The organism is Pseudomonas sp. S3E12 (genome assembly GCF_001702295.1).
Taxonomy (GTDB): Bacteria; Pseudomonadota; Gammaproteobacteria; order Pseudomonadales; family Pseudomonadaceae; genus Aquipseudomonas; species Aquipseudomonas marginalis.
Map to the genome: position 1 here is coordinate 212,650 of NZ_MBDT01000035.1, position 26,230 is coordinate 238,879.

At 63.9% G+C, this 26,230-nt stretch carries 26 protein-coding genes; 16 read left to right on the plus strand and 10 right to left on the minus strand.

The genetic code is table 11. From position 1 onward, the window contains the following. Window positions 1-138 precede the first annotated feature (138 nt). Together BB029_RS30135 and BB029_RS30140 are read left to right on the plus strand one after the other, a co-directional pair. Complete coding sequence (locus tag BB029_RS30135; protein WP_065928008.1) at window positions 139-846, plus strand: response regulator; 708 nt, start codon at window positions 139-141, stop codon at window positions 844-846. Further along, on the plus strand, window positions 847-2,124 hold the full coding sequence (locus tag BB029_RS30140) for an ATP-binding protein (protein ID WP_065942047.1): 1,278 nt from the start codon (window positions 847-849) through the stop codon (window positions 2,122-2,124). Window positions 2,125-2,199: 75 nt separating this feature from the next. On the opposite strand, the gene BB029_RS30145 is transcribed toward BB029_RS30140, so the two are convergent. The 4 genes from BB029_RS30145 to BB029_RS30160 form a co-directional block, all read right to left on the minus strand. Continuing rightward, on the minus strand, window positions 2,200-2,991 hold the full coding sequence (locus BB029_RS30145; RefSeq protein ID WP_065942048.1) for a MipA/OmpV family protein: 792 nt from the start codon (window positions 2,989-2,991) through the stop codon (window positions 2,200-2,202). A 19-nt stretch (window positions 2,992-3,010) separates the two neighbouring features. Then, window positions 3,011-4,834: a serine hydrolase gene (locus tag BB029_RS30150; RefSeq protein ID WP_065942049.1), complete on the minus strand. Its 1,824-nt coding sequence runs from the start codon at window positions 4,832-4,834 to the stop codon at window positions 3,011-3,013. A 94-nt stretch (window positions 4,835-4,928) separates the two neighbouring features. Beyond that, window positions 4,929-5,417, minus strand: a complete 489-nt coding sequence (locus tag BB029_RS30155) for a GFA family protein (protein ID WP_065942050.1) — start codon at window positions 5,415-5,417, stop codon at window positions 4,929-4,931. Window positions 5,418-5,450: 33 nt separating this feature from the next. After that, entirely contained in the window at window positions 5,451-6,341 is an 891-nt protein-coding gene (locus tag BB029_RS30160) for a LysR family transcriptional regulator (protein ID WP_065942051.1), read from the minus strand. Between the two features lie 246 nt (window positions 6,342-6,587). Here BB029_RS30160 and BB029_RS30165 point away from each other — a divergent pair, with 246 nt between their 5' ends. The 8 genes from BB029_RS30165 to dctM all read left to right on the plus strand — a co-directional run bounded on the left by BB029_RS30165 (window position 6,588) and on the right by dctM (window position 15,078). Continuing rightward, entirely contained in the window at window positions 6,588-7,406 is an 819-nt protein-coding gene (locus BB029_RS30165) for a MaoC family dehydratase N-terminal domain-containing protein (RefSeq protein ID WP_065942126.1), read from the plus strand. Between the two features lie 29 nt (window positions 7,407-7,435). Further along, window positions 7,436-8,599 (plus strand): acyl-CoA dehydrogenase family protein, encoded by a 1,164-nt coding sequence (locus BB029_RS30170; RefSeq protein WP_065942052.1) that lies wholly within the window; start codon window positions 7,436-7,438, stop codon window positions 8,597-8,599. A gap of 10 nt (window positions 8,600-8,609) precedes the next feature. Then, the gene (locus BB029_RS30175; protein ID WP_065942053.1) at window positions 8,610-9,959 is read left to right on the plus strand and encodes an MmgE/PrpD family protein; all 1,350 of its coding nucleotides are present in this window, start codon (window positions 8,610-8,612) and stop codon (window positions 9,957-9,959) included. Window positions 9,960-9,968: 9 nt separating this feature from the next. After that, the gene (locus tag BB029_RS30180; RefSeq protein ID WP_065942054.1) at window positions 9,969-11,162 is read left to right on the plus strand and encodes a CaiB/BaiF CoA-transferase family protein; all 1,194 of its coding nucleotides are present in this window, start codon (window positions 9,969-9,971) and stop codon (window positions 11,160-11,162) included. A gap of 14 nt (window positions 11,163-11,176) precedes the next feature. Then, entirely contained in the window at window positions 11,177-11,989 is an 813-nt protein-coding gene (locus BB029_RS30185; RefSeq protein ID WP_065942055.1) for a CoA ester lyase, read from the plus strand. Between the two features lie 155 nt (window positions 11,990-12,144). Then, complete coding sequence (locus BB029_RS30190) at window positions 12,145-13,116, plus strand: TRAP transporter substrate-binding protein (RefSeq protein WP_065942127.1); 972 nt, start codon at window positions 12,145-12,147, stop codon at window positions 13,114-13,116. A 49-nt stretch (window positions 13,117-13,165) separates the two neighbouring features. Continuing rightward, window positions 13,166-13,798 carry a TRAP transporter small permease gene (locus BB029_RS30195; RefSeq protein ID WP_027608529.1) on the plus strand — a complete coding sequence of 211 codons (633 nt, stop codon included), beginning with the start codon at window positions 13,166-13,168 and terminating at the stop codon, window positions 13,796-13,798. Continuing rightward, the gene (gene dctM, locus BB029_RS30200) at window positions 13,798-15,078 is read left to right on the plus strand and encodes a C4-dicarboxylate TRAP transporter large permease protein DctM (RefSeq protein ID WP_065942056.1); all 1,281 of its coding nucleotides are present in this window, start codon (window positions 13,798-13,800) and stop codon (window positions 15,076-15,078) included. Before BB029_RS30195 ends, dctM begins: the two co-directional genes overlap by 1 nt. Before the next feature lie 56 nt (window positions 15,079-15,134). On the opposite strand, the gene ampC is transcribed toward dctM, so the two are convergent. Continuing rightward, on the minus strand, window positions 15,135-16,289 hold the full coding sequence (ampC, locus tag BB029_RS30205) for a class C beta-lactamase (RefSeq protein WP_065942057.1): 1,155 nt from the start codon (window positions 16,287-16,289) through the stop codon (window positions 15,135-15,137). A 127-nt stretch (window positions 16,290-16,416) separates the two neighbouring features. Between ampC and BB029_RS30210 the strand changes: the two genes are divergently transcribed. Further along, complete coding sequence (locus BB029_RS30210) at window positions 16,417-17,295, plus strand: LysR family transcriptional regulator (RefSeq protein WP_065942058.1); 879 nt, start codon at window positions 16,417-16,419, stop codon at window positions 17,293-17,295. A 74-nt stretch (window positions 17,296-17,369) separates the two neighbouring features. Beyond that, window positions 17,370-18,554: a DUF2252 family protein gene (locus BB029_RS30215; RefSeq protein ID WP_065942059.1), complete on the plus strand. Its 1,185-nt coding sequence runs from the start codon at window positions 17,370-17,372 to the stop codon at window positions 18,552-18,554. Between the two features lie 62 nt (window positions 18,555-18,616). Here BB029_RS30215 and yghX read toward each other — a convergent pair whose 3' ends face one another. Together yghX and BB029_RS30225 are read right to left on the minus strand one after the other, a co-directional pair. Next, complete coding sequence (gene yghX / locus BB029_RS30220; RefSeq protein ID WP_065942060.1) at window positions 18,617-19,504, minus strand: YghX family hydrolase; 888 nt, start codon at window positions 19,502-19,504, stop codon at window positions 18,617-18,619. Between the two features lie 44 nt (window positions 19,505-19,548). Next, a complete protein-coding gene (locus BB029_RS30225) occupies window positions 19,549-19,962 on the minus strand; it encodes a thioesterase (protein WP_065942061.1) in 414 nt (137 codons plus the stop codon). An 87-nt stretch (window positions 19,963-20,049) separates the two neighbouring features. On the opposite strand from BB029_RS30225, the gene BB029_RS30230 reads away from it, so the two are divergent. Further along, window positions 20,050-20,607, plus strand: a complete 558-nt coding sequence (locus BB029_RS30230; protein ID WP_065942062.1) for a YceI family protein — start codon at window positions 20,050-20,052, stop codon at window positions 20,605-20,607. Here the strand turns inward: BB029_RS30230 and BB029_RS30235 are convergent. Further along, on the minus strand, window positions 20,604-21,494 hold the full coding sequence (locus tag BB029_RS30235) for a DMT family transporter (protein ID WP_065942063.1): 891 nt from the start codon (window positions 21,492-21,494) through the stop codon (window positions 20,604-20,606). The genes BB029_RS30230 and BB029_RS30235 overlap by 4 nt on opposite strands. 89 nt (window positions 21,495-21,583) lie before the next feature. Here BB029_RS30235 and BB029_RS30240 point away from each other — a divergent pair, with 89 nt between their 5' ends. Further along, complete coding sequence (locus tag BB029_RS30240; protein ID WP_065942064.1) at window positions 21,584-22,909, plus strand: PLP-dependent aminotransferase family protein; 1,326 nt, start codon at window positions 21,584-21,586, stop codon at window positions 22,907-22,909. Window positions 22,910-22,932: 23 nt separating this feature from the next. On the opposite strand, the gene BB029_RS30245 is transcribed toward BB029_RS30240, so the two are convergent. Next, window positions 22,933-23,361, minus strand: coding sequence for a nuclear transport factor 2 family protein (locus tag BB029_RS30245; RefSeq protein WP_024075865.1), 429 nt, complete (start codon window positions 23,359-23,361; stop codon window positions 22,933-22,935). A gap of 246 nt (window positions 23,362-23,607) precedes the next feature. Here BB029_RS30245 and BB029_RS30250 point away from each other — a divergent pair, with 246 nt between their 5' ends. Both BB029_RS30250 and BB029_RS30255 read left to right on the plus strand, forming a co-directional pair. Further along, complete coding sequence (locus BB029_RS30250) at window positions 23,608-23,826, plus strand: DUF6434 domain-containing protein (RefSeq protein WP_065942065.1); 219 nt, start codon at window positions 23,608-23,610, stop codon at window positions 23,824-23,826. Then, window positions 23,823-24,293 (plus strand): RidA family protein, encoded by a 471-nt coding sequence (locus tag BB029_RS30255; RefSeq protein WP_065942066.1) that lies wholly within the window; start codon window positions 23,823-23,825, stop codon window positions 24,291-24,293. Before BB029_RS30250 ends, BB029_RS30255 begins: the two co-directional genes overlap by 4 nt. A 185-nt stretch (window positions 24,294-24,478) precedes the next feature. On the opposite strand, the gene BB029_RS30260 is transcribed toward BB029_RS30255, so the two are convergent. Beyond that, window positions 24,479-26,185, minus strand: coding sequence for an amidase (locus tag BB029_RS30260; protein ID WP_065942067.1), 1,707 nt, complete (start codon window positions 26,183-26,185; stop codon window positions 24,479-24,481). Between the last annotated feature and the right edge of the window lie 45 nt (window positions 26,186-26,230).

Here is a 26,230-nt window from a genome sequence, read left to right on the forward strand (position 1 = left end):
GTTAAAAAGTGCGGGCTATTTGTTAAAAACTCTTAAAAGCATGAAGCTTCGTCGGCACCCACTGGCCAGTTGCTTTAGTTGCCCAGCTTGCCACCTATAATGCCCGCTCTTCAATCCGCCTTTGCACACTGAGAACTTATGGAAAACCTGGGTCTGGGCAAGGTCCTGCTCGTTGAGGACGACGAGAAGCTGGCAGGGCTGATCGCGCATTTTCTGTCACAGCATGGCTTTGAGGTCCGCGTGGTGCACCGTGGCGATGAAGCCCTGGCGGCGTTCCTCGACTTCAAACCCAAGATCGTCGTGCTCGACCTGATGCTGCCGGGCCAGAGTGGCCTGCATGTGTGCCGCGAAATCCGCACGGTGTCCGATACCCCCATTGTGATCCTCACTGCCAAGGAAGACGACCTGGACCACATTCTCGGCCTGGAGTCGGGTGCCGACGACTATGTGATCAAGCCGATCAAGCCGCCGGTACTGCTCGCACGCCTGCGCGCCCTGCAACGTCGCCAGGCGCCCGAGCCGACGGTGCGCGGCGCCCTCGCGTTCGGCCGCTTGGCGATTGACCGCAGTTGCCGGGTGGTCAGCCTGGGGGACGAGCAGATCGACCTCACCACCATGGAGTTCGAACTGCTGTGGTTGCTGGCCAGCAGCGCAGGCAAGATTCTTTCCCGCGACGACATTCTCAACCGCATGCGCGGCATCGCCTTCGACGGCCTCAACCGCAGCGTCGACGTGTACATCAGCAAGCTGCGCGGCAAGCTCAACGACAACCCCCGTGAGCCGGTGTGCATCAAGACCATCTGGGGCAAGGGTTATCTGTTCAATCCGTTTGCGTGGGAGGTCTAGATGCTGCGCCTGTTTCTGCGCCTGTATGTGATTCTGGCGATCGGCCTGGCGGGGGCGATCTGGCTGGTCAACTACACCTTCGACGAACTGCTCCCCGAAGCCAACGAGACCTACAACCGCGAAGCCATGCGTGGCCCGGCATACGGTTTGGTGGAGCAACTGCGGCCATTGCCCGTGGAGCAGCGCGCTGCCCGGCTGGCCGAGTTGCAGTCCCACTACGGCCTGCGCCTGAAGCTGGTGCAAAAGGATGCCCAGGCCCTCACCGAGCGCGAACAAAAGCTTCTGGAGCAGGGCTTGCTGGTGGTGCGCGGCGACTTCATGGAGTTTCTCACGGGCATCGACGGTGGCGCGCAACTGCTGGAAATCAAGCTGCCGGAAGAGCCCAAATGGTTATACCTGTGGGCCTACGGTTTTCTCGGGCTGTGCCTGGCCATCGTCCTGTATTTCTGGGTGCGCCCGCACTGGCGCGACCTGGAACATATCCGCCTGGCCGCGCAGCGCTTCGGCGACAACGACCTCGGCTCACGCATCCTGCTGCCGCGCAGCTCCACCGTGCGTGCGCTGGCCGGGCACTTCAACCAGATGGCCGAGCGCATCGAAAGCCTGATCGCCAACCAGCGCGAACTTACCAATGCGGTGTCCCACGAGCTGCGTACGCCGATTGCACGGTTATCGTTCGAACTCGACCAACTCAAGCAACAGGCCGACCCGCACCAGCGGGGCGAATTGATCGCCGATATGTACGCCGACCTCGGCGAGCTGGAGGAGATGGTGTCCGAGCTGCTCACCTACGCCAGCCTGGAGCGCGGCGCCACTCAGGTCACCCGCGAGCGCATCGAGGCCCACAGCTGGCTCGACAGCGTGATCGGCAGCGTCGCGCTGGAGGCGGAGGCGGCCGGCATCCAGTTGTCGCTGCGCACCTGCGAGGTCGACGTTATCCAGATCGAACCGCGCTTCATGGCCCGCGCCGTGATCAACCTGCTGCGCAATGCCATCCGTTATGCCGAGCGCCGGGTCGAGGTGTCGCTGGTGAAGTTCGGCGAGGGCTACGAAGTGCGTGTGTGTGACGACGGCCCCGGCGTGCCTGAGGAAGGCCGGGCCAGGATCTTCCAGCCCTTCATGCGCCTGGATGCCAGTCGCGACCGCCGCACCGGCGGCTTCGGCCTCGGCCTGGCGCTGGTGCAACGGGTGTCGCAGTGGCATGGCGGGCACGTGCACGTAATGGATTCGGAGTGGGGCGGGGCGTCGTTTCGCATGACGTGGGCGTATGCCGAATAAGTACCCGGAGAACAGTGGGAGGCAAATGTGGGAGGGGGCAAGCCCTCTCCCACATTTTCTGACGGGCTTACCCGGTCAAAAGGTGTATTCCAACACCCCCATCACCGAGGTCTGCAAGCGCCGCTCCACAATCGGGCTCTTGCCCGCGTCATCCGCCAGGTATTGCACATCCAGCAGGGTCGAGAACTGGGTGTGCTCGCCGATCGGCAGGCTCCACACCAGATTCATGCCATTGCTGATGTTGCCCGCACCGGCCTTGTAGGCCTTGAAGCGACTTTGCGCGGCCTGGCCGGTGGTCACGCCGTACCAGGTCTGCAGGTAATTGCGGTCACCAAAGTGACTGTTGAGGCTGGCATCGACCGATCCGTAGCGGCCGTCGTAGAGCGTGGTGCCCAGGCTCAGCTCCAGGTGGGTGAACGCCTTGCCGCTGTCTTTGTGGTCATCTTCCTTGAGCGCGTGTTCCAGGGTCGCGCCGGCAATCACGCCACCCAGGTTATAGCTGGCACTCACCCCCACTTGCGGGCGGGCCTTGATCTCGCCCATGCCCTTGAGCCGCTTCGAGCCGGCGTGCAGGCTTTGATTCTTGTCCTTGCGTGAATGGCTGGCACCGATATAGGTGCTGAAGCTCAAGGCGTTGCCTTCATAGCCCCAGCCCAGGCCTTTGTCGGTGTCGAGGAATATCCCCCAGGGGCTGACGACTTTGCCGCCCAGCACCGGCGCGGTCATGCGTTCGTCGCTGCCGCTGTAGCGGGGTACGTTGGCCATGCCGGCCTTGAGGCTGTATTGCCAGTCTTCGGCAATTGCGCGGTCGGCAGCGGCCAGCAGGCACAGTGAGGAGAGCGACAGGTACAGGGGGGTTGAGCGCATAAAGGGTTCCATATGGGGGTTAGAAAACCAAGGGGTTATGAGGGGAGCGGGTGCGTTTGAAGGCGTAGCCCGAAGCGCTGAGACCGTTGATCTGGCGGCTCACCGTATCGCCCAGGCCGTAGCCGTTACCGGCGAGGACGGCATGGGCGTTGTCGATGGGCAGCAGGATGTAGTCGGTCAGCGGTTCGTCATGCAGTTGGCCGCGGATCACCAGGAAGCCGTCTTCCAGGCGCACGCTGATGCCGCTCAGGGGCGCGTCCGGCTCATGGGTGTTGAGCACTTGATAGGTGCCGATGGTGTCGGCCCAGGCCGAGGGCAAGGGCGGCGGCTCGATGCGCTCACCGATAGCCACGCGCTGGCCGTGGCTGCGGGCGGTGAGCATCTGGCGGCCTTGCACGCTGATCACGTCCAGTTGCACGCGACCCAGTTCGCCGAGGTCCTTGAACCAGAAGCCGAGCACTTTCTTCTGCGCGCGCAACCAGCCATCGTCGTCGCGCAACAATTCGAAGGTGTAGCCGGCCAACTCGCCCGACAGCCGCTGATCGTCATCCTTGATCCGGAACACGCCCCAGGCGGTGGCGTAGAAGCCGGCCAGGCGCCTGCGGTCAATGGCGGCCGGCACGTGGCGCAGTTTCAGGCCGTGGCTCGGCGCCTGGCAATCGTCGGCGCAGACCGCGTGGCCGGTTTGTGCCTGGAGCAGCAGGCGCAGGGTGTCGGTGGCCAGGCCGGCCACCAGGTCTTCGGCGTTGCTGTCATTGGCCATGATGATCACGGCCAGTTGCTGGTCGGGCAGCAGGCTCAACTGCGCGGCAAAATCGTCGCCGCCACCGCTGTGCTGGTAGGTGCGTATACCGGGGCCGACGGGTTCGTCACCGCAGGGGGCGAGGAACCAGCCCAGGCCCATCTGGCAATCGAAGTCCAGCGCATTGCCGGTGTTCTGCTGGGTGAACATCGCGTCAATCGAAGCGCTGCCCAGCACGCGGTTGCCTTTGTAGACGCCTTGGGCGAACAGCATATGCACGTAATGCGCGAGGTCTTTCGGGCTGGCCCACAGGCCGCTGGCGGCGAGGTCGCGCACCGGGGCATCGGTACTGGCAACGCCGTCCGTATAGCCCAGGGCGCGGAACGCCTGCTGGCTGGCGGTGCCGACAAAACTCGACTGGTTCATTTCCAGCGGCTTGAGCAGGCTGTTTTGCAACTGGGCTTCAAAGCTTTTGCCGCTGCTGCGCTCGATGGCCGCGCCCACCAGCGCATAACCGAGGTTGGAATACGCCACCTGCGAGCCTGGCGGGCTGCTCAGCCAAACCCCCGACACGCGCATCGGCATCTGCCCCATGGCGTAGGTGCTGCGCAGGTCACGCAGGTGTTCACTGGGCAGGCCGGACTGGTGGCTGAGTAAACGCCGCAGGGTGACAGCGCGGTCGGCAGCGGCCTGGTCGTCATGAAAGCGCGAGCGCACGTAAAACTCGCGCAGGGTCTGCTGGATCGGCGCATCCAGCGCCAGCCGTTGTTGTTCCACCAATTGCAGCGCGGCCGTGGCGGTGAGCAGCTTGGAAATGCCACCGGCACGGAACGCGGTGTTGGGCGTGACCGGCACGCCCCGGGCCTTGTCGGCCAGGCCGAAGCCCTGGGCCCAGATCAGCTCCTGGCCATTGACCAGGGCAATCGACAGGCCGGCGATATGCTCTTGGGCAATCGCCCGGGGAATGCGCGCTTGCAGGTAGCGGATGATCGCGCCGTAGTCACCCTTCTGAGTGGGCGGCGGTGCCGGCGGCTGCCCATGGCAACCGAGGCTGCCCAGCAGGCAACCCAGCAGCGGAATACCGCGCAATCTGCGAAACATGAGGAGCACCCGAATGGCTGTTTGGATGCTCGAATGCTAGGGAAGGGCCGTCCAACAATCTTTGCGAGCTTTGTCGGGAAACTGTCAAAGACTGTTAACGGCTGAGCCCATGGCGTTCATGCCACTGCGCGATGGATTCTTCGGGGTATGCCTCAAACTGCAGGTCGCCTTTGCGCACGCTGACTTCGACCCACGGCGCCTTCGAGCCCAGCATCAGGTGCGTATGCGCCGGCGGTACTGGCAACGGCGTGTCGATGGCCGAGGCAAACGGGTGGATCAGCTCCGGCCACTCCGGGCTGAACAGCCATAGCGCAGTGCCACACTGCGAACAGAAATGCCGCTCGGCGCTACTCGTATGGGCACGGCTGGCGCCCTCGGGTTTGAGCCGGGCGTGGTAGATCGAAATCTGTTTGCGCCCGCGCACTTGCAAGCTATTGGCATCCCCGGCCAGGTTGATCGCATAACCGCCGCCGCCCTGGGTCTTGCGGCAGATCGAGCAATAGCAACGCTGGTAAGGGTACGGGTGGGCGCTGGTGAGGCTGAACGTCACGGCGCCGCAGTGGCAGGATCCTTCAAGCTGCATGGGAGGTTTCCTCTGGCAAGGTGACTTCTGAGCTTAGGTGCTTTCCGGCATCAACGTGGCAATCAATGCCCGTATGGTGCCGGGCAGTGCCTCAAGCTCCCTGACCAGAATACTGCGCTCGCGAATCGCCCACGGCTCATCCAGCGTCACCGCCACCAGTTGCATGGTGCGGCTGTGCCGTACGGCGGCGGACTCGGGGATGATGCCGATGCCCACGCCCGCTTCGACCATCCGGCAAATCGCCTCGAAACTCGACACCTGGATACGCAGCGACAACTGCTTGCCCAACCGCTCGACGTGTTCACGCAGGAAGCTGAGCAAGGTGCTGCCTTCATGCAGGCCGATATGCTGATAGGCCAGGGTCTGTTCCAGGGTGACCGAGGCTTGATCGGCCAGGGCGTGGCCGACGGGCACCATCAGCACCAGTGTGTCGGTGCTGAAATGCAGCACCTGCAAACCGGCCGCCTCCACGGGGCCGGCGATGATGCCCATGTCACTGGTGCCATCCAGCACGCCGCGCACGATATCGCGGGATAAGCGCTCCTGCAGGTCGACGGTCACGCCAGGGCGCTGGGACAGGAAACCGGCCAGCACCTCCGGGAGGAACTCGGTGACCGCCGTGGTGTTGGCGAAGATGCGGATATGCCCGGCGGAATCCACACCGTATTGGGTGAACTCACTCTTGAGGTAATCCACCTGGCGCATGATCAACCGCGCATGGTGCAGCAGCCGTTCGCCCGCCGGGGTGATCTCTACGCCACGGCTGTCGCGGTACAGCAGGCGCGTGTCGAGCTGGCCTTCCAGCGCCTTGATCCGCGCACTCGCGGCGGCCGGCGAGAGGAACGCGCGCCTGGCGCCCTGGGTGAGGCTGGGGGATTCGGCGATATGGATAAACAGGCGCAGGTCGGCCAGGTCGAAGTGCATGCAAAACTCCAGGCTTGCGAAGACCTGTGGCGAGGGCGCTTGCTCCCGTTGGGGCGCGAAGCGGCCGCAAAAAACCAGGCCTGCTGCGCAGTCCAGCGGGAGCAAGCGCCCTCGCCACAAACGGTACGGGTTGGAATGCGGTGTTCAGCATAACCGAACGCTGGTTTATTGAAATGCAAATTCTCAGAACGGGCCGGCGCTTGCATGATCCGGGGCAGACACTCACTGCCCGAGGACCTGTACCTGATGAGCGCCACTGACTGGATCGGCCGAAGCGAAACCGCCCACGACCACCTGAGCCATAACCTACTCAAACGCATTGCCGCCACCTTTGGCGAAGCCGTCCCCGAGCAGGGCGCGGACCTGCCGCCGCTGTGGCAGTGGTGCTTCTTCCAGGACCCGCTGCCGGAAAGTGCCCTGGGCGGCGACGGCCACCCGGCCCGTGGCGGCTTCCTGCCGCCGGCGGATAACCGCAACCGCATGTGGGCGGGCGGGCGTATCGAGTTCCTGCACCCGCTGCGGGCCGGCGAGGCGGCAACCCGTGTGTCGACCATCACCCAGGTCGAAGAAAAGACCGGCCGCAGCGGCTCGCTGTTGTTTGTCACCGTGCGCCACGACTATGCCCAGGACGGTCGCCTGGCGATCCGCGAAGAACAGGACATCGTCTACCGCGAGCCGACGCCGCCCAAGCCGGGCAGCGGCGAGGCCCCGGCCCAGGGTGAGTGGCAGGAAACCATCGACCCCACGCCGACCCTGCTGTTTCGCTACAGCGCCGTGACCTTCAACGGTCACCGCATTCACTACGACTACCCCTATGTCACCGGCACCGAAGGCTACGCCGGGCTGGTGGTGCATGGCCCGCTGATCGCGACCTTGAGCCTGCGCTCGTTTTGCCGCGCCCATCCCGAAGCCAGCGTGCGCCGCTTTGCCTATCGCGGCGTGCGCCCGTTGATTGCGCCGCAGCCGTTCGACGTGGGCGGTCGCATCAGTGAAACCGGAGTGGCGGCGTTGTGGGCCGGGAATACCGATGGCCTGGCGCAAACCGCTGAAGTGCATTTCGAATAAGCCAAGAACAACAGGCGGAGAGCCGTGAGATGAACCCGAATGACAACGAAGCACTCAATGCCATCCGCGACGGCGTGCGCGCCTTGTGCGCCGCATTCGACGCGGCCTACTGGCGCCGGATCGACGAAGAAAAGGGCTTCCCCGAAGCCTTCGTCAAGGCGCTGACCGACGCCGGCTGGCTGTCGGCGATGATTCCCGAGGAATACGGCGGCTCCGGCCTGGGCCTGGCCGAAGCCTCGGTGATCCTCGAGGAGGTGAACCGCTGCGGCGGTAACTCCGGCACCGTGCATGGGCAGATGTACAACATGTTCACCCTGTTGCGTCACGGCAGCGAAGCGCAAAAACGCTTCTACCTGCCCAAGCTCGCCAGTGGCGAATTGCGCCTGCAATCCATGGCCGTCACCGAGCCCACCACCGGCACCGACACCACCAAGATCAAGACCACCGCGATCAAGCGTGGCGACAAATACGTGATCAACGGCCAGAAAGTCTGGATCTCGCGGGTGCAGCATTCCGACCTGATGATCCTGCTGGCGCGCACCACACCGTTGGCCGAGGTGAAGAAAAAGTCCGAAGGCATGTCGATCTTCCTGGTCGATCTGCGTGAGGCCATCGGCAACGGCCTGACCGTGCAGCCCATCGCGAACATGGTCAACCACGAGACCAATGAGTTGTTCTTCGACAACCTTGAACTGCCCCTCGATAGCTTGATCGGCGAGGAGGGCAAGGGCTTCAAATACATCCTCGACGGCCTCAATGCCGAACGCACCCTGATCGCTGCCGAATGCATCGGCGACGGCCGCTGGTTTATCGACAAGGCCAGCGCCTACGCCCGCGACCGCGTGGTGTTCGGCCGGCCCATCGGGCAGAACCAGGGCGTGCAGTTTCCGATTGCCGAAGCCCATATCGAAGTCGAAGCGGCCGACCTGATGCGCTGGCGCGCCTGTGCGGAATACGACAGCGGTGTGAATGCCGGCGCCAGCGCGAACATGGCCAAGTACCTGGCGGCCAAGGCGTCCTGGGAAGCGGCCAATGCCTGCCTGCAGACCCACGGCGGCTTTGGCTTTGCCTGTGAGTACGACGTCGAGCGCAAATTCCGCGAGACGCGCCTGTACCAGGTGGCGCCGATCTCCACCAACCTGATCCTGTCCTACGTGGCCGAGCACCTGCTCGAGCTGCCACGCAGTTTCTGAGGGCCTGCCCATGAGCCATACCCAAGCCCTGTGTCGGTTCCTGGCCGACCTGGCCTACGAGCAATTGCCCGAACCCGTGCTGGCGCGCACCGAAGACCTGTTCCTGGATTGGCTGGCGTCCGCGTTGGCCAGCCAGGGCGCGCACCCGATCCCGTTGTTCGAGCGCTATGCGCAGAAGATGGGCCCGAGCAGCGGCCCGACCCAGGTGATCGTCAATGGCACCGGCAGCAGCGCGTACTTCGCCGCGTTGGTCAACGGCGCCTCGTCCCATCTGGTGGAACAGGATGACCTGCACAACAGCTCGGTGCTGCACCCGGCCACCGTGGTGTTTCCCGCTGCCTTGGCCGCCGCCCAGGACCTCGGTAAATCCGGCCGTGACTTGTTGCTGGCCTCGGTAGCCGGTTATGAAGCCGGAATCCGCATCGGCGAATTCATGGGGCGCTCCCACTACCGCATCTTCCACACCACGGCCACGGTGGGCACCCTGGCGGCGGCCGTGGCGGTGGGCAAGTTGCTGGATTTCAATCAGGACCAGTTCATCCATCTGCTCGGCAGCGCCGGCACCCAGGCCGCCGGGCTGTGGGAGTTCCTGCGCGATGCCGCCGACTCCAAGCAACTGCACACGGCCAAGGCGGCCGCGGACGGTTTGCTCGCCGCGTACCTGACGGCGGATGGCTTGACCGGTGCGCGCAATATCCTCGAAGGCGACCAGGGCCTGGCGGCGGGCATGTCCACGGATGCCGAACCGAGCAAATTGTCGGCTGGCCTTGGTAGCCGTTGGGCGCTGCTGGAGACCTCGTTTAAGTTCCATGCGTCGTGCCGCCATACCCATCCGGCCGCCGATGCGTTGCTGGCGTTGATGCAACGCGAAGGCCTGGATGCCGTCGATATCGCCGGTGTGGAAACCCGTGTGCACCAAGGCGCCATCGATGTGCTGGGGCGGGTAAGCGTGCCGACCAGCGTGCATCAGGCCAAGTTCTCCATGGGCACCGTGCTGGGGTTGATCGCCGTGCATGGCAAGGCCGGGCTCACCGAGTTCCATGAGTCGGCGTTGACCGATCCCGCCGTCGCCGCCTTTCGCGACAGGGTCAGCATGACCCTCGACCCCGAGGTTGATGGCGCCTACCCGCAGCGCTGGCTCGGCCGTGTCACCGTCACCACGGTTGACGGCCGCACCCTGCACGGCGCCATCGACGAGCCCAAGGGCGACCCGGGCAACACCCTGAGCCGTGCAGAGCTGGCGGATAAATTCCAGCGCCTCGCCCGGTTCAGTAGCGCCCGTACACCGGCCCAGGCCGACACATTGATCGCCAAGGTCTGGGATGTGCGCAACGCCGCGTCCATGGCCCACTGGCTCTGAGGAACTGTCATGACTGACCCACGACCGCTGGACGGCATCACCGTTGTCAGCCTGGAACACGCGATCGCCGCGCCCTTTTGCACCCGTCAACTGGCCGACCTCGGCGCCCGCGTGATCAAGATCGAACGCCCCGGTGCCGGTGACTTCGCCCGTGGCTACGACGAGCGCGTGCGTGGCCTGGCCTCGCATTTCGTGTGGACCAACCGCTCCAAGGAAAGCCTCACCCTGGACCTCAAGCAGGACGAAGCCGACGCCATCCTCGACAGCCTGCTGGCGGAGGCCGATGTGCTGGTGCAGAACCTTGCACCGGGCGCGGCGGCGCGCATGGGCCTGTCGTTCGAGGCGCTGCATGCACGCTTTCCACGGCTGATCGTCTGCGACATTTCCGGCTATGGCGAAGGCGGGCCCTACGAGAAAAAGAAAGCCTATGACCTGCTGATCCAGAGCGAGGGCGGCTTTCTCTCGGTGACCGGTGGCCCAGGTGACGAGCAGATGGCCAAGGCCGGTTGCTCCATCGCCGATATCTCCGCTGGCATGTACGCCTACAGCGGCATCCTTTCCGCGCTGCTGTTGCGCGGCAAGACGGGGCAGGGCAGCCGCATCGACGTGAGCATGCTCGAAAGCCTGGTGGAATGGATGGGCTACCCGATGTACTACGCCTTCGACGGTGCGCCTCCACCCCCACGTGCCGGCGCGGCGCACTCGACCATCTACCCCTACGGGCCGTTTCCCACCGGTGACGGCGGCACGGTGATGCTCGGTTTGCAGAATGAGCGCGAATGGGCGGCGTTCTGCGACAAGGTGCTGCTCACGCCTGGGCTGACGACGGATGAGCGCTTCAGCGCCAACTTCAAGCGCTCGGCCAACCGCGAGGCGCTGCGCCAGATCATCGTCGACAGCTTTGCCCAACTGGATGCCGAGGCCGTGATCCAGCGCCTGGAGGACGCGCAGATCGCCAGTGCCCGCGTCAACGATATGCAAGGCGTGTGGGACCACCCGCAGCTCAAGGCCCGCGACAGTTGGCGTGAAGTCGCAAGCCCTGCCGGGCCGTTGCCGTCGCTGCTGCCGCCGGCGCGCAACGGGGCGTTTACCCCGCGCATGGACGCCGTGCCGGCGCTGGGGCAGCACAGCCAGGGCATCCTCGAGCAGCTCGGTTACTCCGGCGATGCCATCGACAGCCTGCGTGCGCGCGGCGTTATCTAATAAGGAAGTCCGTTATGCCAAATCCTCTTGTGCGCTCTGCGCTGTTTGTTCCCGGCAGCCGACCGGAACGCTTTGCCAAGGCGCTGGCCAGTGGCGCCGACGCCGTGATCGTGGATTTCGAAGACGCGGTGGAAGAGCCGCTCAAGCGCCAGGCGCGGGATAACCTCGCAGCGTTTCTGCAAGCTCATCCGCAGGCCCGGGTGTGGGTGCGCATCAACGCGCCGGAACATGCCGGGCATTTCGACGATGTGGCGTTCTGCAAAGCCTACGCCAACGTGGCGGGTGTACTCCTGCCGAAAGTGGAAAGCGCGGCCCAGGTGGCGGTGGTCGCCACGGCGGGCAAGCTGATCTGGCCGATTATCGAAAGCGCCCGCGGCTTGCTGGCGCTGGCCGACATCGCCCAGGCGCCGCAGGTCGAACGTCTGTCATTCGGCGGCCTGGACCTGGCACTGGACCTCAACCTGAGCAGCAACTCCCCGGCCGCGCAGTTCGCCCTCGACCAGGCACGCCTGGCGCTGATCGTGCACTCCCGCGCGGCTGGCCTGGTGGCGCCACTGGATGGCGTGCACCCGGCCATCGACGACCCCGACGGCCTGCGCCGTTCGATCCGGCATGCCTATGAAATGGGCTTTGCCGGCGCGTTGTGTATCCATCCCAGGCAGGTGGCGGTGATCCATGAAGCGTTGGCGCCCAGCGCCGCAGACCTGGCCTGGGCGCAGCGTGTGGTGGACGCCGGGGCGCATGGGGCGGGGGCTTATCAGATTGATGGGCAGATGGTGGATGCGCCGGTCTTGTTGCGGGCGCAGCGGTTGCTCGCACAGTCATAGCTGACGGAACCGAATCAAAGGTGGGAGGGGGAACTGCATTTTTCTTGAGGTTGGTGTTCGGCGTGGCCGAACGCAGGTATCAAAAATTCGAAATTCACTACACGCGTCATATCAGGCACCTTGCCCTACAACACAACAATAAGAAGGTGATTTCCATGCTCAAGCTTTCTCGGGCCCTGTTCTGCGCCGCCACCTTGTTTGCCGCAGGCCTGGCCCAGGCGGCGGACCCGATCGTGATCAAGTTCGCCCACGTGGTCGCTGAAAACACCCCCAAGGGCCAGGGCGCGTTGCTGTTCAAGAAGCTCGCCGAAGAACGCTTGCCCGGCAAGGTCAAGGTCGAGGTGTACCCCAACTCGTCACTGTTCGGCGACGGCAAGGAAATGGAAGCCCTGCTGCTGGGCGACGTGCAGATGCTGGCGCCGTCCCTGGCCAAGTTCGAGCAATACACCCGGCAAGTGCAGATCTATGACCTGCCGTTCCTGTTCAACGACCTGGCCGCCGTCGACCGCTTCCAGGCCGCCGAGGGCAAGCAACTGCTGACCTCGATGCAGAACAAGAACATCCTCGGCTTGGCCTATTGGCACAACGGCCTCAAGCAACTCTCCGCCAACAAGGCGCTGCATGAACCCAAGGACGCCCGTGGCCTGAAATTCCGCGTGCAGGCCTCCAGCGTGCTGGAGGAACAGTTCAAGGCGATCCGCGCCAACCCGCGCAAGATGAGCTTTGCCGAGGTGTACCAGGGCTTGCAGACCGGCACCGTGAATGGCACCGAGAACACCTGGTCGAACTATGAAAGCCAGAAGGTCAACGAAGTGCAGAAGTACTTCACCGAATCCAACCATGGCCTGATCGACTACATGGTCATCACCAATGCCACGTTCTGGAACGGCCTGCCGCCCGACATCCGCAGCACCCTGGAGCAGGTCACCGTCGAGGTGAACAAACAGGCCGAAGCCCTGAACCAGTCGGCCAGGCAGAAGATCGTCGAGGCCAGGACCAGCGAAATCATCGAACTGACCCCCGAGCAACGCCAGTTGTGGCGCGACGCGATGCGCCCGGTATGGCAGAAGTTCGAAGGCGAGATCGGGGCTGATCTGATCAAGGCGGCGGATTCCGCCAACCAGTAAAGGCCGGTTTCCGCCCTGACATCTCATTTTGCTTTCGCGAGGTTTTGCCATGCAAACGCTAAGGCGCGTCTGGGAGCACCTGGAGGAAGGCTTTATTGCCTTCCTGCTGGCGGCCATGACCCTGGTGACATTCGTCTACGTCATGCTCAACAACATCTACACGCTGTTCTTTGCCCTGGCCGACAAGTGGGCCTTCAGCAGCAACTTCTTCAGCGCCCTGGGCGACGGCACCATGACCTGGGCCCAGGACATGACCTGGAGCGTTGCGCTGACCAAGGCCATGTTCGGCTGGCTGATTTTCTTCGGCATTTCCTATGGGGTGCGCACCGCCGGGCACCTGGGGGTGGACGCGCTGGTCAAGCTGACCCGGCGTCCGGTGCAGCGCGTGCTGGGCATGCTCGCCTGCCTGTGTTGCCTGGCCTATGCCGGGCTGTTCATGGTCGCCAGCTACAAGTGGGTCAGCGCGGTGATGACCGCCCATATCGGCGCCGAAGACCTCGATAAGTTCGGCATCGACGTGGGTGACATCGTGATCATCGTGCCCATCGGTTTTGCCCTGGTGTTTATCCGCTACCTGGAAATTTTCTACCGCATCTTTACCCGCCGTCAGGTCGGGTTGGGGCTGGCCGACGAGGCCGGTGAGGCCAGCAAGTTGGCCGGCAGCCATGGGGAGCGTCACTGATGGCCGTGCTCTGTCTGTTCCTGTTGTTGTTCGTGTTCATGTTCCTCGGCGTGCCGATTGCCATCGCGCTGGGTTTGTCGGGCGCGGTGTCGATCCTGATGTTCAGCCCGGACTCGGTCAGTTCCCTGGCGATCAAGCTGTTCGAAACCTCCGACGCCTATACCTTCCTGGCGATCCCGTTCTTCCTGCTCTCTGGTGCGTTCATGACCACCGGCGGCGTGGCGCAGCGGCTGATCGACTTTGCCAACGCCTGTGTCGGGCATATCCGTGGCGGCCTGGCGATTGCGGCGGTGTTGGCGTGCATGCTGTTTGCGGCGCTGTCCGGCTCATCCCCGGCGACGGTGGCGGCGGTGGGTTCGATTGCGGTGGCGGGCATGGTGCGCTCCGGTTATCCGAAGGAATTCGGCGCGGGGATCATCTGCAACGCCGGCACCCTGGGCATCCTGATTCCGCCGTCGATCGTGATGGTGGTGTACTCGGCGGCGACGGAAACCTCGGTGGGCAAGCTGTTCATGGCCGGGGTGATCCCGGGCTTGCTGCTGGGCCTGATGCTGATGGTGGCGATCTACATCGTCGCGCGCATCAAGAAGCTGCCGGCCCAGCCACGGGCGACGTTTCGTGAATGGCTGGGCTGTGCGCGCCGCGCCTTCTGGGGCCTGTTGTTGCTGGTGATCATCCTCGGCGGCATCTACAGCGGCATGTTCACCCCCACCGAAGCGGCGGCGGTGGCGGCGGTGTACTCGGCGTTCGTGGCGTTGTTCGTCTACAAGGACATGAAGCTGCGCGACTGCCCCAAGGTGCTGCTGGAGTCCGGGCGCCTGGCGATCATGCTGATGTTTATCATCGCCAATGCCATGCTCTTCGCCCATGTGCTGACCACCGAGCAGATCCCTCAGGAAATCACCGCCTGGGTGCTGTCCGAGGGCCTGACGCCGATTGGCTTTTTGATCATGGTCAACGTGGTACTGCTGATCGCCGGCAGTTTCATGGAGCCTTCGGCCATCGTGCTGATCCTGGCGCCGATCTTCTTCCCGATCGCCATGAAGCTGGGCATCGACCCGATTCACCTGGGCATCGTGATGGTGGTCAATATGGAAATCGGCCTGGTGCACCCACCGGTGGGGCTGAACCTGTTCGTGACCTCGGCGGTGACCGGGTTGACGCTGGGGCAGACTATTCGTGCGGCGTTGCCGTGGCTGATGATCCTGTTGGTGTTCCTGATCATGGTCACGTACTTGCCGTTTATCTCGCTGGCCTTGCCGCATTGGCTGGGGATGTAGCGCGGGTCAATAGGTGGGAGGGGGCCAGTCGAATCGTCGCACCGGCCCCTCCATCGTTAGTGGTCCAGCGCACTCAAGATTGCATGGGCGACCTTTACCCGTTCGGCATTCGGGTAGTTCTTGTTCGCCAATATCACCACGCCCACTCCCTTGCTCGGCACGTACGCCACGTAGGCGCCAAACCCATTGGTGGAGCCGGTCTTGTTCACCAGGGTGTCGGCGTGGGGCGCCTGGGGCGGGGTCAGCCAGTTGACCGTGTGCGGTTCCATTGCCATGGGTGTGGAGTTGCCGGCCATCAACCTATCGAGCGGGATGGGGTAGGGGTACATTTCCCAACCCAGGCCCTGGGTCATGCCGTCCACGCTGTAGTAGCCCGTGTGAGTCACGCTGATCGCCTGCTGCAGGGTTTTATCCAGCGTCGCCGGGTGCATGTTCGCGTCAACGTACTTCAGCAAGTCCGCAGCGCTGGTCTTGATGCCGTAGGCCTCGCTGTCCAGGGCGCCGGGGCCGACGCGTACCGGTTTGCCATCTTTGCCATAGCCTTGGGCGTACAGGCTCATCTGGCTCTGCGGCACCTTGATGAAGGTGTGCTTGAGCCCGAGCGCGGGCAACAGGGTCTTTTCCATCGCCTGATCGAACGGCTGCTTGAGGCTCTGCGCCGCCAGGTAGCCGAACAACCCCAGGCTCGGGTTTGAATACAGGCGCTGGGTGCCAGGGGCGAAGTCGGGTTGCCACTGCTGGAAGTAGCTGATCATGCGCTGGCTGTTATCCGCGTTGGCGGGGAATTGCAGGGGCAAGCCGCCGGCGGTGTAGGTGCCGAGGTTGAGCACGCTGATGTGGTCGAACTTGCCGCCGCCCAGTGCAGGCAGGTAATGGCTGGCCGGATCCGAGAGCGTGAGTTTGCCGCGGGCTACCGCGTAACCGGCCAGGGTCGCGGTGAAGGTTTTGCTCACCGAGCCCACTTCGAACAGGGTGTTTTCGCTGACCGGCTGGCGAGTGTCGGTGGCGGCGACGCCGTAGTTAAAGTATTGCGCCTTGCCGGCCCGCACCACGCCGACCACCAGGCCGTTAATCGACTGCTGCTGCATCAGCGGTTTTACATTGGCATCCACCACCGCCTGCAGGTCGGTGGCCGCCAGGCAGTTGCCGGCGGCGATAAACACCGCGAGGGCGGTGAAATTACGCACGCCAGACAGTAAATGTTGGGGCATGATAACGCTTCCATGAGAATGATCGATTGAATGAAGGGCCTGCGCGGGCGAGGCAAATGTAGGCCGTTCGCCGGTCCTGGGCAAACGATGATATCTCGCAGCAGTCATTAGAAATATTGGGGTCAATATGCTCCGCTCCCACTTACCGTTGAACGCCTTGCGCGCCTTCGAAGCGGCCGCCCGGCATTTGAGCTTTACCCGCGCCGCCATCGAGTTATGCGTGACCCAGGCGGCGGTCAGCCATCAGGTCAAGAGCCTGGAGGCGCAGCTCACTGTCACCTTGTTCAAGCGCCTGCCCCGCGGGTTGATGCTCACCCGCGAGGGCGAAACCCTGCTGCCGGTGGTGCGCGAGTCGTTCGACCGTATTGCCCACACCTTGGGTCAGTTCGAGGGCGGGCATTACCGCGAGGTACTCACCGTGGGCGCGGTCGGCACCTTTGCCGTCGGCTGGCTGCTGCCACGTCTGGCGGACTTCCAGAGCCGCTACCCGTTCATCGACCTGCGCCTGTCCACCCACAACAACCGCGTCGACGTGGCTGCCGAAGGCCTGGATTACGCGATCCGTTTCGGTGCCGGTGCCTGGCACGGCACGGATGCGCTGGAGTTGCTGGAAGCGCCGCTGACGGTACTGTGTGTGCCGTCACTCGCCGCGCAGTTGCAAACGCCGGCCGACCTGTTGAAACACACGCTGCTGCGCTCCTACCGTGCGGATGAGTGGAGCCTGTGGCTTCAGGCCGCCGGGCTGCCCGCCGACACCCTGGTGCCGCGCAGCATCGTGTTCGACTCGTCGCTGGCGATGATGGAGGCGGCACTGCAAGGCAGCGGCGTGGCGCTGGCGCCGGCGATGATGTTCTCGCGGCAACTGGAGAGTGATGTGATTCGCCAGCCCTTCGATGTCGGCATCAGCACCGGCAGCTACTGGCTGACGCGCCTGCAGTCGCGGGCCGAGACCTCGGCCATGCAGGCCTTCAAGGCGTGGTTGCTGGAGGAGAGTGGGCGTGTTTGAGTTTATTTCTGAAACATAATGAAACATTTGCTCGGGGCCGGCGTTCTACCGCTACACCTGCACTGAGTTATTCCATGAAAACACCGCGCCCCTCCGCTCGCATGCCACACCTCACCCAACTGCGTAATTTGAAGATGGCACGCTCCGCCCACGCGTATGTGCGCGGCAGCACCGTGCAATTCTACGAGTGGCTGCACAGCCAGATGGGCAGGCGTCTGCCTCAAGGCCCGGCGATCTGGATCTGCGGCGACTGCCACGCGGGCAACCTGGGGCCTACCGGCGACAACAAGGGCCGCATCGATATGCATATCCGCGACCTTGACCAGGCCGTGATCGGCAACCCGGCCCACGACCTGGTGCGCCTGGCGCTGTCCCTGGCCACCGCCGCGCGCGGTTCGGACCTGCCGGGCGTGACCACCGCGCGCATGCTTGAAGAAATGATGGTGGGCTATGAACAGGCGTTCAAGGACAAGCCCGACGAGGTACCGCCGCGTCCGTCCCAGGTCAAGGCGGGGATGCGCAGCGCCGTCGAGCGCACCTGGAAAAGCCTGGCCCGTGAGCGCATCGACAACGTGCGGCCGACGATCCCGCTGGGCAAGCATTTCTGGTCGCTGTCGCGGGCAGAAAAAAGTGCGCTGGAAAGCGTCTGCGCGTCGGATGACATCCATCAGTTGGTCACCTCGCTCAAGGGCCGCCCCAAGGACGCCAAGGTCCAACTGCTGGATTCGGCTTACTGGGTCAAGGGCTGCAGCTCCCTCGGCCTGCTGCGCTACGCCGTATTGCTGGGGGTGGGCGACAAGGACGATGAGGAATACTGCCTGCTCGATATCAAGGAAGCCGTCGGCGCCGCCGCACCGCGCGCGGCACGGGCGAAGATGCCCAGGGACAACGGCCGCCGAGTGGTGGAGGGCGCCCGCCAGCTGTCGCCGGGCCTGGGTGAACGCATGGTGGCGACACGGTTTCTGGACCATGGCTTTTTCATCCGCGAACTGTTGCCCCAGGACATGAAGCTGGAACTGGACGAACTGAGTGAACTCGATGCCATGCACGCCGCCGGTTACCTGGCGCGGGTGGTCGGTATCGCCCATGCCCGGCAGATGGACCGGGCGACGCGCAAGGGCTGGATGTCGGTGCTGCAGGAAAACCGCTCCAGGCAATTGGATGCGCCGTCGTGGTTATGGACCAGCGTGGTGCAGTTGGTGGGCAGCCATGAGCAGGGCTACCTCAACCATTGCCGCCGGTATGCGCTGGAACACTGAGCTGGAATGAGGTGACGATCAATGTGGGAGGGGGCTTGCCTCCTCCCATATTTGGACTGTATTCATGCCAGGTATTTGCGGAACCAACCCAGTGTCCTTTCCCACGCCAGATTCGCCGCGGCCTCGTCATAACGCGGTGTCGAATCGTTATGGAAGCCATGGTTGGCGCCCTTGTAGATGTACGCTTCATAAGTCGTGCCGGCGGCCTTCAGGGCCTTTTCATACGCCGGCCACCCCTCGTTGATCCGCGTATCCAGCTCGCCGTAATGCAGCATGATCGGCGCCTTGATATGCGGCACGTCCTTGGCTTCCGGCTGGCGCCCATAGAACGACACCGCCGCGCCCAGTTCCGGGTAAGCCACCGCCGCCGCATTGGTCACGCCGCCGCCATAGCAGAAGCCGGTGATGCCGACCTTGCCGGTGCTGCTGTCGTGGTGCATCAGCCATTCGATGGCGGCGAAGAAGTCGTTCATCAGCTTGGTCGGGTCGACTGTCTGTTGCAGCGCCACGCCTTTTTCATCGTTGCCGGGATAGCCGCCCACCGAGGTCAGGCCGTCCGGCGCGAGGGCGATAAACCCGGCTTTGGCCAGGCGCCGGGCGACGTCTTCGATGTAGGGGTTGAGGCCACGGTTTTCGTGGACCACCACCACGGCCGGCAGCTTGCCGGTGGCCTTGGCCGGGCGCACCAGGTAGCCACGTACGGTGCCGTTGCCCTTGGGCGAGGGGTAGGTGATGTAGTCGGCAACGATGTCCGGGTCGGTGAATTTCACCTGTTCGGCCAGGGCATAGTTGGGGCTCAGGGCCGCCAGCAGGGCCGAGGCGGTGAGGCCGCCAAAGGTAAACAGCGCCGCGCGGTCGAGAAATTCGCGGCGGTTGAGCTTGCCGTGGGCGTAGCCGTCGTAGAGTTCCAGCAGTTCGGGGGCAAAGTCTTTCGCGGTGAGACGAGTCATCGGTTCGGTCCTCGATTAGCGGTGCCAGTCAATGTAGACCAGGATCAGCCGTCACGGCCATGGGCGGCCGCAGCCAGTTCGCGGGTGTCGACGCGCACGAACAGCGAATCGCCGATGGCCGTGAGCACCTCGCCGGCGTACACCTCGCAGACCACGCGGCTTTTGCGACCCACGTCGCCCTCGACCCGCGCAAGGCTGCCGGGTTCGCGTTGTTCGGCACGGTAGTGGTAGGCCATGGCGGTCCAGTTGGAATGACAGTCCACCAGCATGGCGATCAGGCCGCCGTAGACCAGGTCGGGCCAGCCGCTGTATTTTGCCTCGGGGTGATGTTCGGCGATGAGATGGACACCATCGGCATCCCAGCGGCTCTTGATATGCAAGCCATGGGGGTTACTGCCGCCGCAGCCGTAGCAGATGCCTTCCGGCGCGGTGATGTCCTGTAGAGAAGGGGTGGGCATGCAGCGTCCTTATTGTTGTGAGCGGCTAATCTGTTTAGCAGGACAGGCACCTGATGGGAATACATCCTTTTTTTTGCGGAGTGTGGCATGAAGCGTCGAATTCTCCCGTTGGTCCTGGTCCTGGGTGCTATCGGCTGTTCCCAGGCGGCGGAGTACACCGACGTCAATCGCACCGCCAGCCAGATCAGTTTTACCTATAAGCAGTTGGGGCAGCGGGTGTATGGCACCTTCGGCGACTTCGAAGGCACGCTGAGCTTTGACACGCAGAAGCCCGAAATCGGACATGCCTTGCTCAAGATCCAGCTGGCGAGTATCGATGCCGGCAGCCCCGATGCCAACGACGAGCTGCAACGGGCCTCGTGGTTCGATACCGCGACCTATCCGGTGGGCGTGTATGAGTCCACCGCTGTCAAGGCCTTGGGGGATAACCGCTTCAACATCAGCGGCAACCTGACGATCAAGGGCACCACGCGCCCGGTGGCGGTCAACGTGGTGCTCAAGGAGCTGGATGGCATTGGCGTGTTCGACGGTGAGTTCATCCTCAAGCGCGGCGACTTCAGGATCGGCGAAGGCGAATGGGCCGGCAACAGCGTGGTGTCCGACGACATCAACATCAAGTTCAAGATGGTCGCGCCCCAGCGTTAGCGCGCGAACCGCTTGGCCCCGGCCACGCAGCCGATCACCGCGACCGTCACCAGCAGCATGCCCAGGCTGACCTGTTCATGCAGCAAGCCCGCTGCCAGCGCCAGGCCGAAGAACGGTTGCAGCAGTTGTAATTGGCCGACGGCGGCGATGCCACCCTGGGCCAGGCCGCGATACCAGAACACAAAGCCGATCAGCATGCTGAACAGCGACACATAGCCCAGGCTCAGCCAGGCCGGCAGGCTGATGCCGCTGACGCTCGACGGCGCCAGCACCAGGCTCAACGGCACCACCACCGGCAACGACACCACCAGTGCCCAGCAGATCACCTGCCAGCCGCCCAGGCTGCGCGACAGTTTGGCGCCTTCGGCATACCCCAGGCCGCACACCAGCACCGCCAGCAGCATCAGTACGTCACCCGCCGGTGCGGCGCTCAAGCCCTGGGCGAAGGCGTACCCCATCACCAGCAGGCTGCCGAGGATCGAAAACAGCCAGAACACCGGGCGTGGACGCTCGCCGCCACGCAGTACAGCAAACACGGCGGTCGCCAGCGGCAGCAGGCCGATGAAGACGATGGAGTGCGCGGAGGTCACGTATTGCAGGGCCAGCGCGGTGAGTAAAGGAAAGCCGATCACCACGCCGAGGGCGACGATGGCCAGGGGCATCCATTGCTGGCGCGCGGGGCGTTGCTCCTTGAACAGCCCCAGCAAGGCCAGCCCCAGCAGCGCGGCAATGGCGGCGCGGATCATGGTCAGGAACACCGGGTCGAATTCCATCACCGCCAGGCGCGTGGCCGGCAACGAGCCGCTGAAGATCACTACGCCGATGAAACCGTTGATCCAGCCTTGGGTGCGGGTGTCGAGGTTGCTGAGGGGAGCTGTACGTTCCATAAGGGGGGTCCGAAAAGGATGAGTTGCGTGGCAGGCATCCTAGGGTTGAAGATAAAGACAATCAAAAAATTGTCATGGATACATCGCTTATGCCCCGTGCCCGCTACAAGTCGTTGGTCGACAGCTTCGCCGAGGCCATTCGCTCAGGCAGCATGCCTCCCGGCACGCGACTGCCGACCCACCGCCAACTGGCCGCCGAGCATGGCCTGGCGTTGGTCACCGCGAGCCGGGTGTACGCCGAGCTGGAGGCCATGGGCCTGGTCAGCGGCGAAACAGGCCGAGGCACCTTCGTGCGCGAAATCTCGCTGCCGCCGGGGCAGGGCAGCGGGCAGATGAGTGTGGCGGCGGGCATGCTCGATCTGAATTTCAACTACCCGTCCTTGCCCGGCCAGGCCGACTTGCTGCGCACGGCCTTGCGCCAGTTGGCACTGTCCGGCGACCTCGACGCGCTGCTGCGTTACCAGCCCCACGCCGGTCGCCTGCATGAGCGCGCCGCTGTCGCGCGGCACCTGTTGAATCGAGGGCTGACGGTCGAGGCCGAACAGGTGCTGGTGGTCAGCGGCGCCCAGCACGGGTTGGCCGTGACCATGATGGCCTTGCTCAAGCCCGGTGATGTGATCGCCGTCGACGCCTTGACGTATTCGGGGTTCAAGGTGCTGGCCGAGACCCTGTACCTGGAAATTGTCGCCATCCCGGTCACCGCCGACGGCCCGGACCTGGACCACCTGCACAGCCTGTGCCGCAAGCGTCCGGTGCGTGCCGTGTACAGCATGCCAACCTTGCATAACCCGTTGGGCTGGGTGCTGAGCCTGGCGCAGCGCGAGCAGTTGGTGGCGATTGCCCGTGAGCACAACCTGATGATTATTGAGGACGCGGCCTACGCGTTCCTGGCCGAGGACGTGCCGCTGCCCGTGGCGAGATTGGCGCCGGAGCGCACGGTCTACGTGGGCGGGCTGTCGAAAAGTGTCGCGACCGGCCTGCGCGTGGGGTTTATCGCTGCCCCTTCGGGTTGGGTCAAAGCACTGGAACGCACCATCATGGCCACCACCTGGAACGTGCCGGGGGTGATGAGTGCGATTGCGGTGGCCTGGCTCGAGGATGGCACGGTGGCGCAACTTGAAGCACAAAAGCGCCAGGATGCGCGGGCGCGGCAAGCCTTGGCGGCGCAGGTGCTCAAGGGGCTGGCCTACACCAGCCACCCGTCATCGTATTTCTTGTGGCTGCCTCTGGCGGAAGAGGCCCGCGCCGATCAAGTCGCCATGACCTTGCAGCGCGACGGCATTTCCGTCTCCACCGCTGAGCCCTTCGCCGTCTCGGCCCACGTGCCCCATGCGTTGCGCCTGGCCTTGGGCTCGGTGGACATGCCGGCGCTGCGCGAGGCGTTGCTGAAGGTGCGCAAGGTGGTGCAGTGGTGAGCCCGATGGCCCACCGCTAGCCATCAGAATTTAAACGCCTGGCGACCGATCAGCAGCCAGTGGCCTTTCTGTTTTTGCCAGATCTGGAAGTTCTCGATTTCGGTGGGCACTTCCTTGCCGCTGTTCACCGCCAGGGCGGAGAAGTGGTTGCGTACCAGGGCGGTATCGCCACTCAGGGTGATGGTCTGTTTCTGCATTTCCAGGGTCTTGAAGCCGCTGCGCCCGGTCTCGATGTCGGCGATGAATTCCTGCTTGTTCTGGATCTTGCCGCTGGAGTGGCCGTAGGTGAGGTTCTCGGCGGTCAGGCTCTGGAGCTGCTTGAGGTCTTTATGCAGCATGGCCTGGGTGAGGTGGTCGACTGCTTGGGCGACGTCTTTGTCGGCGGCAGGGGCGGCGGCCACATAGCCGCTGAACAGGCACAGAAATCCGATCAGCACTTTGACGTTTTGCATGGGTGTTTCCTTATTGTTGTTGGGGGCGGATATGACTCGTTAAGTCATCGTACAACCATGCAATATTTTCCCCAGGGAAGGAAAGAAAAATTTGAAATATCTCGAAAGGATTGGCGTTTAAAGGGGGGGTGAACATCTGAGTTTCTTATACGATGTCTCAACACCTCGTTTGGCTTAAACCCCGCTTCCGGTGCAAGTAGCACATCGCTATGCTACTGCCCGCCCCCCAGATCCCGGAGAGACAAAATGGATGTTGACTGGCACAGCGACCCCATCACCCGCGCCACTCCCGTGACCCCACACTATAAAAACACCAAGAACGTGCGACGCTTCATGCTTGAACACTGTGGGCCGGGGTTCAAGTTCGACCGGCCTTTCATGGCCTGGATTCGCAACGCAACGCCCAAGACCATGGGCGACGTGGTGGATGAATGGCAACGACACAACGAGGAAGCACGCCCATGACGCCCGATGAAAAATACCAAGCCGTGCAACAACGCCTCGGCTATCAATTGGATGAATTCAAAGTCGGCGGCAACTACACGCCGCTGGTGCGCGACGGCAACCACCTGTACATCAGCGGGCAGATCCCTCGCGTCGGCGACACGATCATGCTGCCGGGTAAAGTCGGTGACACCCTGACCCTGGCCCAGGCACAAATCGCCGCCGGCATCAGTGCATTGCGCTGCCTGGGCCTGCTCAAGCAGGCACTCGGTTCGCTGGACCGGGTCAAGGCCATCCCGCGCATCACCGTGTATGTGCGCAGCGCCGAGGACTTCGATCAGCAGAGTGAAGTGGCCAATGGCGCGTCGGACCTGTTGCACGAGATCCTCGGCAGTGCTGGGGTGCATACGCGCACGTCGGTGGGGGTGATGCAACTGCCGAAGTCGGCGGCGGTGGAGATCGACATGATCGCGGTTGCGCACGACTGATGGTCAGCCAGGGTCTGGTCGTCCTGTTCAACTACGGCCTGCCCATGGCACGGCAATCCTGCTGATTGCCATGCCCTATATGGCCTGACTTGAAATGCGGTTAGAACTGTGGGAGGGGGCTTGCTCCCGATTGCAGTGGGTCAGCCACCGATGCATCAACTGACACTCCTCCCACAGTGAATCAGTTAGTTTGTCGCCAGCGGCGGCGTGCGCGGCGGGATCAGGCGTTTGCTGCCGGTGGCTTCATACGCCGCCGCAAAGCGCAGCAATGCCGAATCATCGTAGGCGCGCCCGGCAAAGGTCAGCCCGACCGGCATGCCGATGTCCGCCATCACGCCCATGGGCACGGTAACGGTGGGCACGCCCAGGTGGCGGATGGCGAGGTTGCCGTTGGCCACCCACACGCCATTGCTCCAGGCGATATCGGCACTGGCTTCGTTCACGTCGGCATCCGCCGGGCCCACATCGGCCACGGTCGGGAACAGCACCGCGTCCAGGCCAAGGCCGTCCATCCAGTCTTCCAGGTCGATCCGCCGGGTTTGCTCGAGGCCGCGCAGGCCATCGGGCACGGTGCTGATCTCGTTCCACGGGGTGATGCCGCGCTCGGCCATGCGCACGTACTCGTCCATGCCGGCGGCCAGGTCGTCCTCACGGTTGGGCAGGGTGCCGGGGTCGTGGGGGAAGATCTTCGGCCCGTCCACATCGGCCAGGCGGTTCAGGGCCGGGTCGTTGTTGGCGCGCAGGAAATCATCGAAGGCCCAGGCCGACAGTTCCCACAGTTCATCGTGCAGGAATTCCCTGGACACCAGGCCACGGGTAAACACGGTCGGCGCGCCGGGGCGGTCGCCTTCGCAGTTGGACACCAGTGGGAAGTCCACCTCGATGACTTCGGCACCAGCGGCTTCAAGGGCCTGGCGTGCGTCCTTCCATAAGTCGATCACGCTGGCGCGGGTGTTGATCTTCTGGCCGGTGGGGCCGCCGATGCCGGGTTTTTCGCTGGTGCCGGCCTCGGGGTCGGCGTTGATGTACATGCGCGGCACGCCGAAGCGCTTGCCGGCCAGGGATTCGGCCGTCGCCGCCAATTCAGGGTAAGACGCCGGGCGTACCGAAGCGACGCTGGGGATCGGCACCCACGGCTGCAGGCGCCACAGGTCGCCACGGGTGTGCGGGTCTTCAGCCACTACCACGTCGAGCACTTCCAGCAGGTCGGCCATGGTGCGGGCGTAGGGCACCACCACGTCCATGGTCGGGGTCAACGGCCAGTTGCCGCGCACCGAAATCACCCCACGGGACGGGGTGTAGGCGCACAGGCCATTGTTGGACGCCGGGCCACGGCCGCTGGACCAGGTTTCTTCCGCCAGGCCGAAGGCGGCGAAGCTGGCGGCGGTGGCGGTGCCGGCACCGTTGGATGAACCGGAGGCGAACGGCGCGGTGAGGTAGTCGGCGTTATACGGGCTTTCCGCGCGTCCATACACGCCGCGCTGCATGCCGCCATTGGCCATCGGCGGCATGTTGGTCTTGCCCAGGCAGATGGCGCCACCGGCGCGCAGGCGCTCGATGGTGAAGGCATCGCGCTGGGCGACCAGCTTGGCGAACGCCGGGCTGCCGGAGGCGGCGGTCAGCCCCTTGACCAGGTAGCTGTCCTTGGCGGTGTAGGGAATACCATCCAGTGGCCCCAGGGTTTCGCCCTTGGCCCGGCGTGCATCGGAGGCCTCGGCTTCCTTCAGGGCGTCGGGGTTGCGCACGACGACGGCGTTGAGTGCGGTGGCGGTCTGCGGACCGTCGTAGGCATCGATCCGCGCGAGGTAAGCCTGCACCAGTTCAATGGCCGTGGTCTGGCCGGATTCGAGTGCCGCGCGCAATTGGGCAATGGAGACTTCGGTAACTTGCATGACGTTTTCTTCGCCGCCTTAAGTTGAGGTATGGCGGCAGTCTAC

Excerpts from the sequence above, each read along its gene's own strand:
- BB029_RS30260 (WP_065942067.1), bottom strand. The coding sequence starts at position 26,185 with ATGCAAGTTACCGAAGTCTCCATTGCCCAATTGCGCGCGGCACTCGAA.
- BB029_RS30145 (WP_065942048.1), bottom strand. The coding sequence starts at position 2,991 with ATGCGCTCAACCCCCCTGTACCTGTCGCTCTCCTCACTGTGCCTGCTG.
- yghX (WP_065942060.1), bottom strand. The coding sequence starts at position 19,504 with ATGACTCGTCTCACCGCGAAAGACTTTGCCCCCGAACTGCTGGAACTC.
- BB029_RS30185 (WP_065942055.1), top strand. The coding sequence starts at position 11,177 with ATGCCAAATCCTCTTGTGCGCTCTGCGCTGTTTGTTCCCGGCAGCCGA.
- BB029_RS30155 (WP_065942050.1), bottom strand. The coding sequence starts at position 5,417 with ATGCAGCTTGAAGGATCCTGCCACTGCGGCGCCGTGACGTTCAGCCTC.
- BB029_RS30240 (WP_065942064.1), top strand. The coding sequence starts at position 21,584 with ATGCCCCGTGCCCGCTACAAGTCGTTGGTCGACAGCTTCGCCGAGGCC.
- BB029_RS30230 (WP_065942062.1), top strand. The coding sequence starts at position 20,050 with ATGAAGCGTCGAATTCTCCCGTTGGTCCTGGTCCTGGGTGCTATCGGC.
- BB029_RS30225 (WP_065942061.1), bottom strand. The coding sequence starts at position 19,962 with ATGCCCACCCCTTCTCTACAGGACATCACCGCGCCGGAAGGCATCTGC.
- BB029_RS30135 (WP_065928008.1), top strand. The coding sequence starts at position 139 with ATGGAAAACCTGGGTCTGGGCAAGGTCCTGCTCGTTGAGGACGACGAG.
- BB029_RS30210 (WP_065942058.1), top strand. The coding sequence starts at position 16,417 with ATGCTCCGCTCCCACTTACCGTTGAACGCCTTGCGCGCCTTCGAAGCG.
- dctM (WP_065942056.1), top strand. The coding sequence starts at position 13,798 with ATGGCCGTGCTCTGTCTGTTCCTGTTGTTGTTCGTGTTCATGTTCCTC.
- BB029_RS30140 (WP_065942047.1), top strand. The coding sequence starts at position 847 with ATGCTGCGCCTGTTTCTGCGCCTGTATGTGATTCTGGCGATCGGCCTG.
- BB029_RS30150 (WP_065942049.1), bottom strand. The coding sequence starts at position 4,834 with ATGTTTCGCAGATTGCGCGGTATTCCGCTGCTGGGTTGCCTGCTGGGC.
- BB029_RS30165 (WP_065942126.1), top strand. The coding sequence starts at position 6,588 with ATGAGCGCCACTGACTGGATCGGCCGAAGCGAAACCGCCCACGACCAC.
- BB029_RS30215 (WP_065942059.1), top strand. The coding sequence starts at position 17,370 with ATGAAAACACCGCGCCCCTCCGCTCGCATGCCACACCTCACCCAACTG.
- BB029_RS30180 (WP_065942054.1), top strand. The coding sequence starts at position 9,969 with ATGACTGACCCACGACCGCTGGACGGCATCACCGTTGTCAGCCTGGAA.
- BB029_RS30255 (WP_065942066.1), top strand. The coding sequence starts at position 23,823 with ATGACGCCCGATGAAAAATACCAAGCCGTGCAACAACGCCTCGGCTAT.
- BB029_RS30190 (WP_065942127.1), top strand. The coding sequence starts at position 12,145 with ATGCTCAAGCTTTCTCGGGCCCTGTTCTGCGCCGCCACCTTGTTTGCC.
- BB029_RS30245 (WP_024075865.1), bottom strand. The coding sequence starts at position 23,361 with ATGCAAAACGTCAAAGTGCTGATCGGATTTCTGTGCCTGTTCAGCGGC.
- ampC (WP_065942057.1), bottom strand. The coding sequence starts at position 16,289 with ATGCCCCAACATTTACTGTCTGGCGTGCGTAATTTCACCGCCCTCGCG.
- BB029_RS30160 (WP_065942051.1), bottom strand. The coding sequence starts at position 6,341 with ATGCACTTCGACCTGGCCGACCTGCGCCTGTTTATCCATATCGCCGAA.
- BB029_RS30250 (WP_065942065.1), top strand. The coding sequence starts at position 23,608 with ATGGATGTTGACTGGCACAGCGACCCCATCACCCGCGCCACTCCCGTG.
- BB029_RS30195 (WP_027608529.1), top strand. The coding sequence starts at position 13,166 with ATGCAAACGCTAAGGCGCGTCTGGGAGCACCTGGAGGAAGGCTTTATT.
- BB029_RS30170 (WP_065942052.1), top strand. The coding sequence starts at position 7,436 with ATGAACCCGAATGACAACGAAGCACTCAATGCCATCCGCGACGGCGTG.
- BB029_RS30175 (WP_065942053.1), top strand. The coding sequence starts at position 8,610 with ATGAGCCATACCCAAGCCCTGTGTCGGTTCCTGGCCGACCTGGCCTAC.
- BB029_RS30235 (WP_065942063.1), bottom strand. The coding sequence starts at position 21,494 with ATGGAACGTACAGCTCCCCTCAGCAACCTCGACACCCGCACCCAAGGC.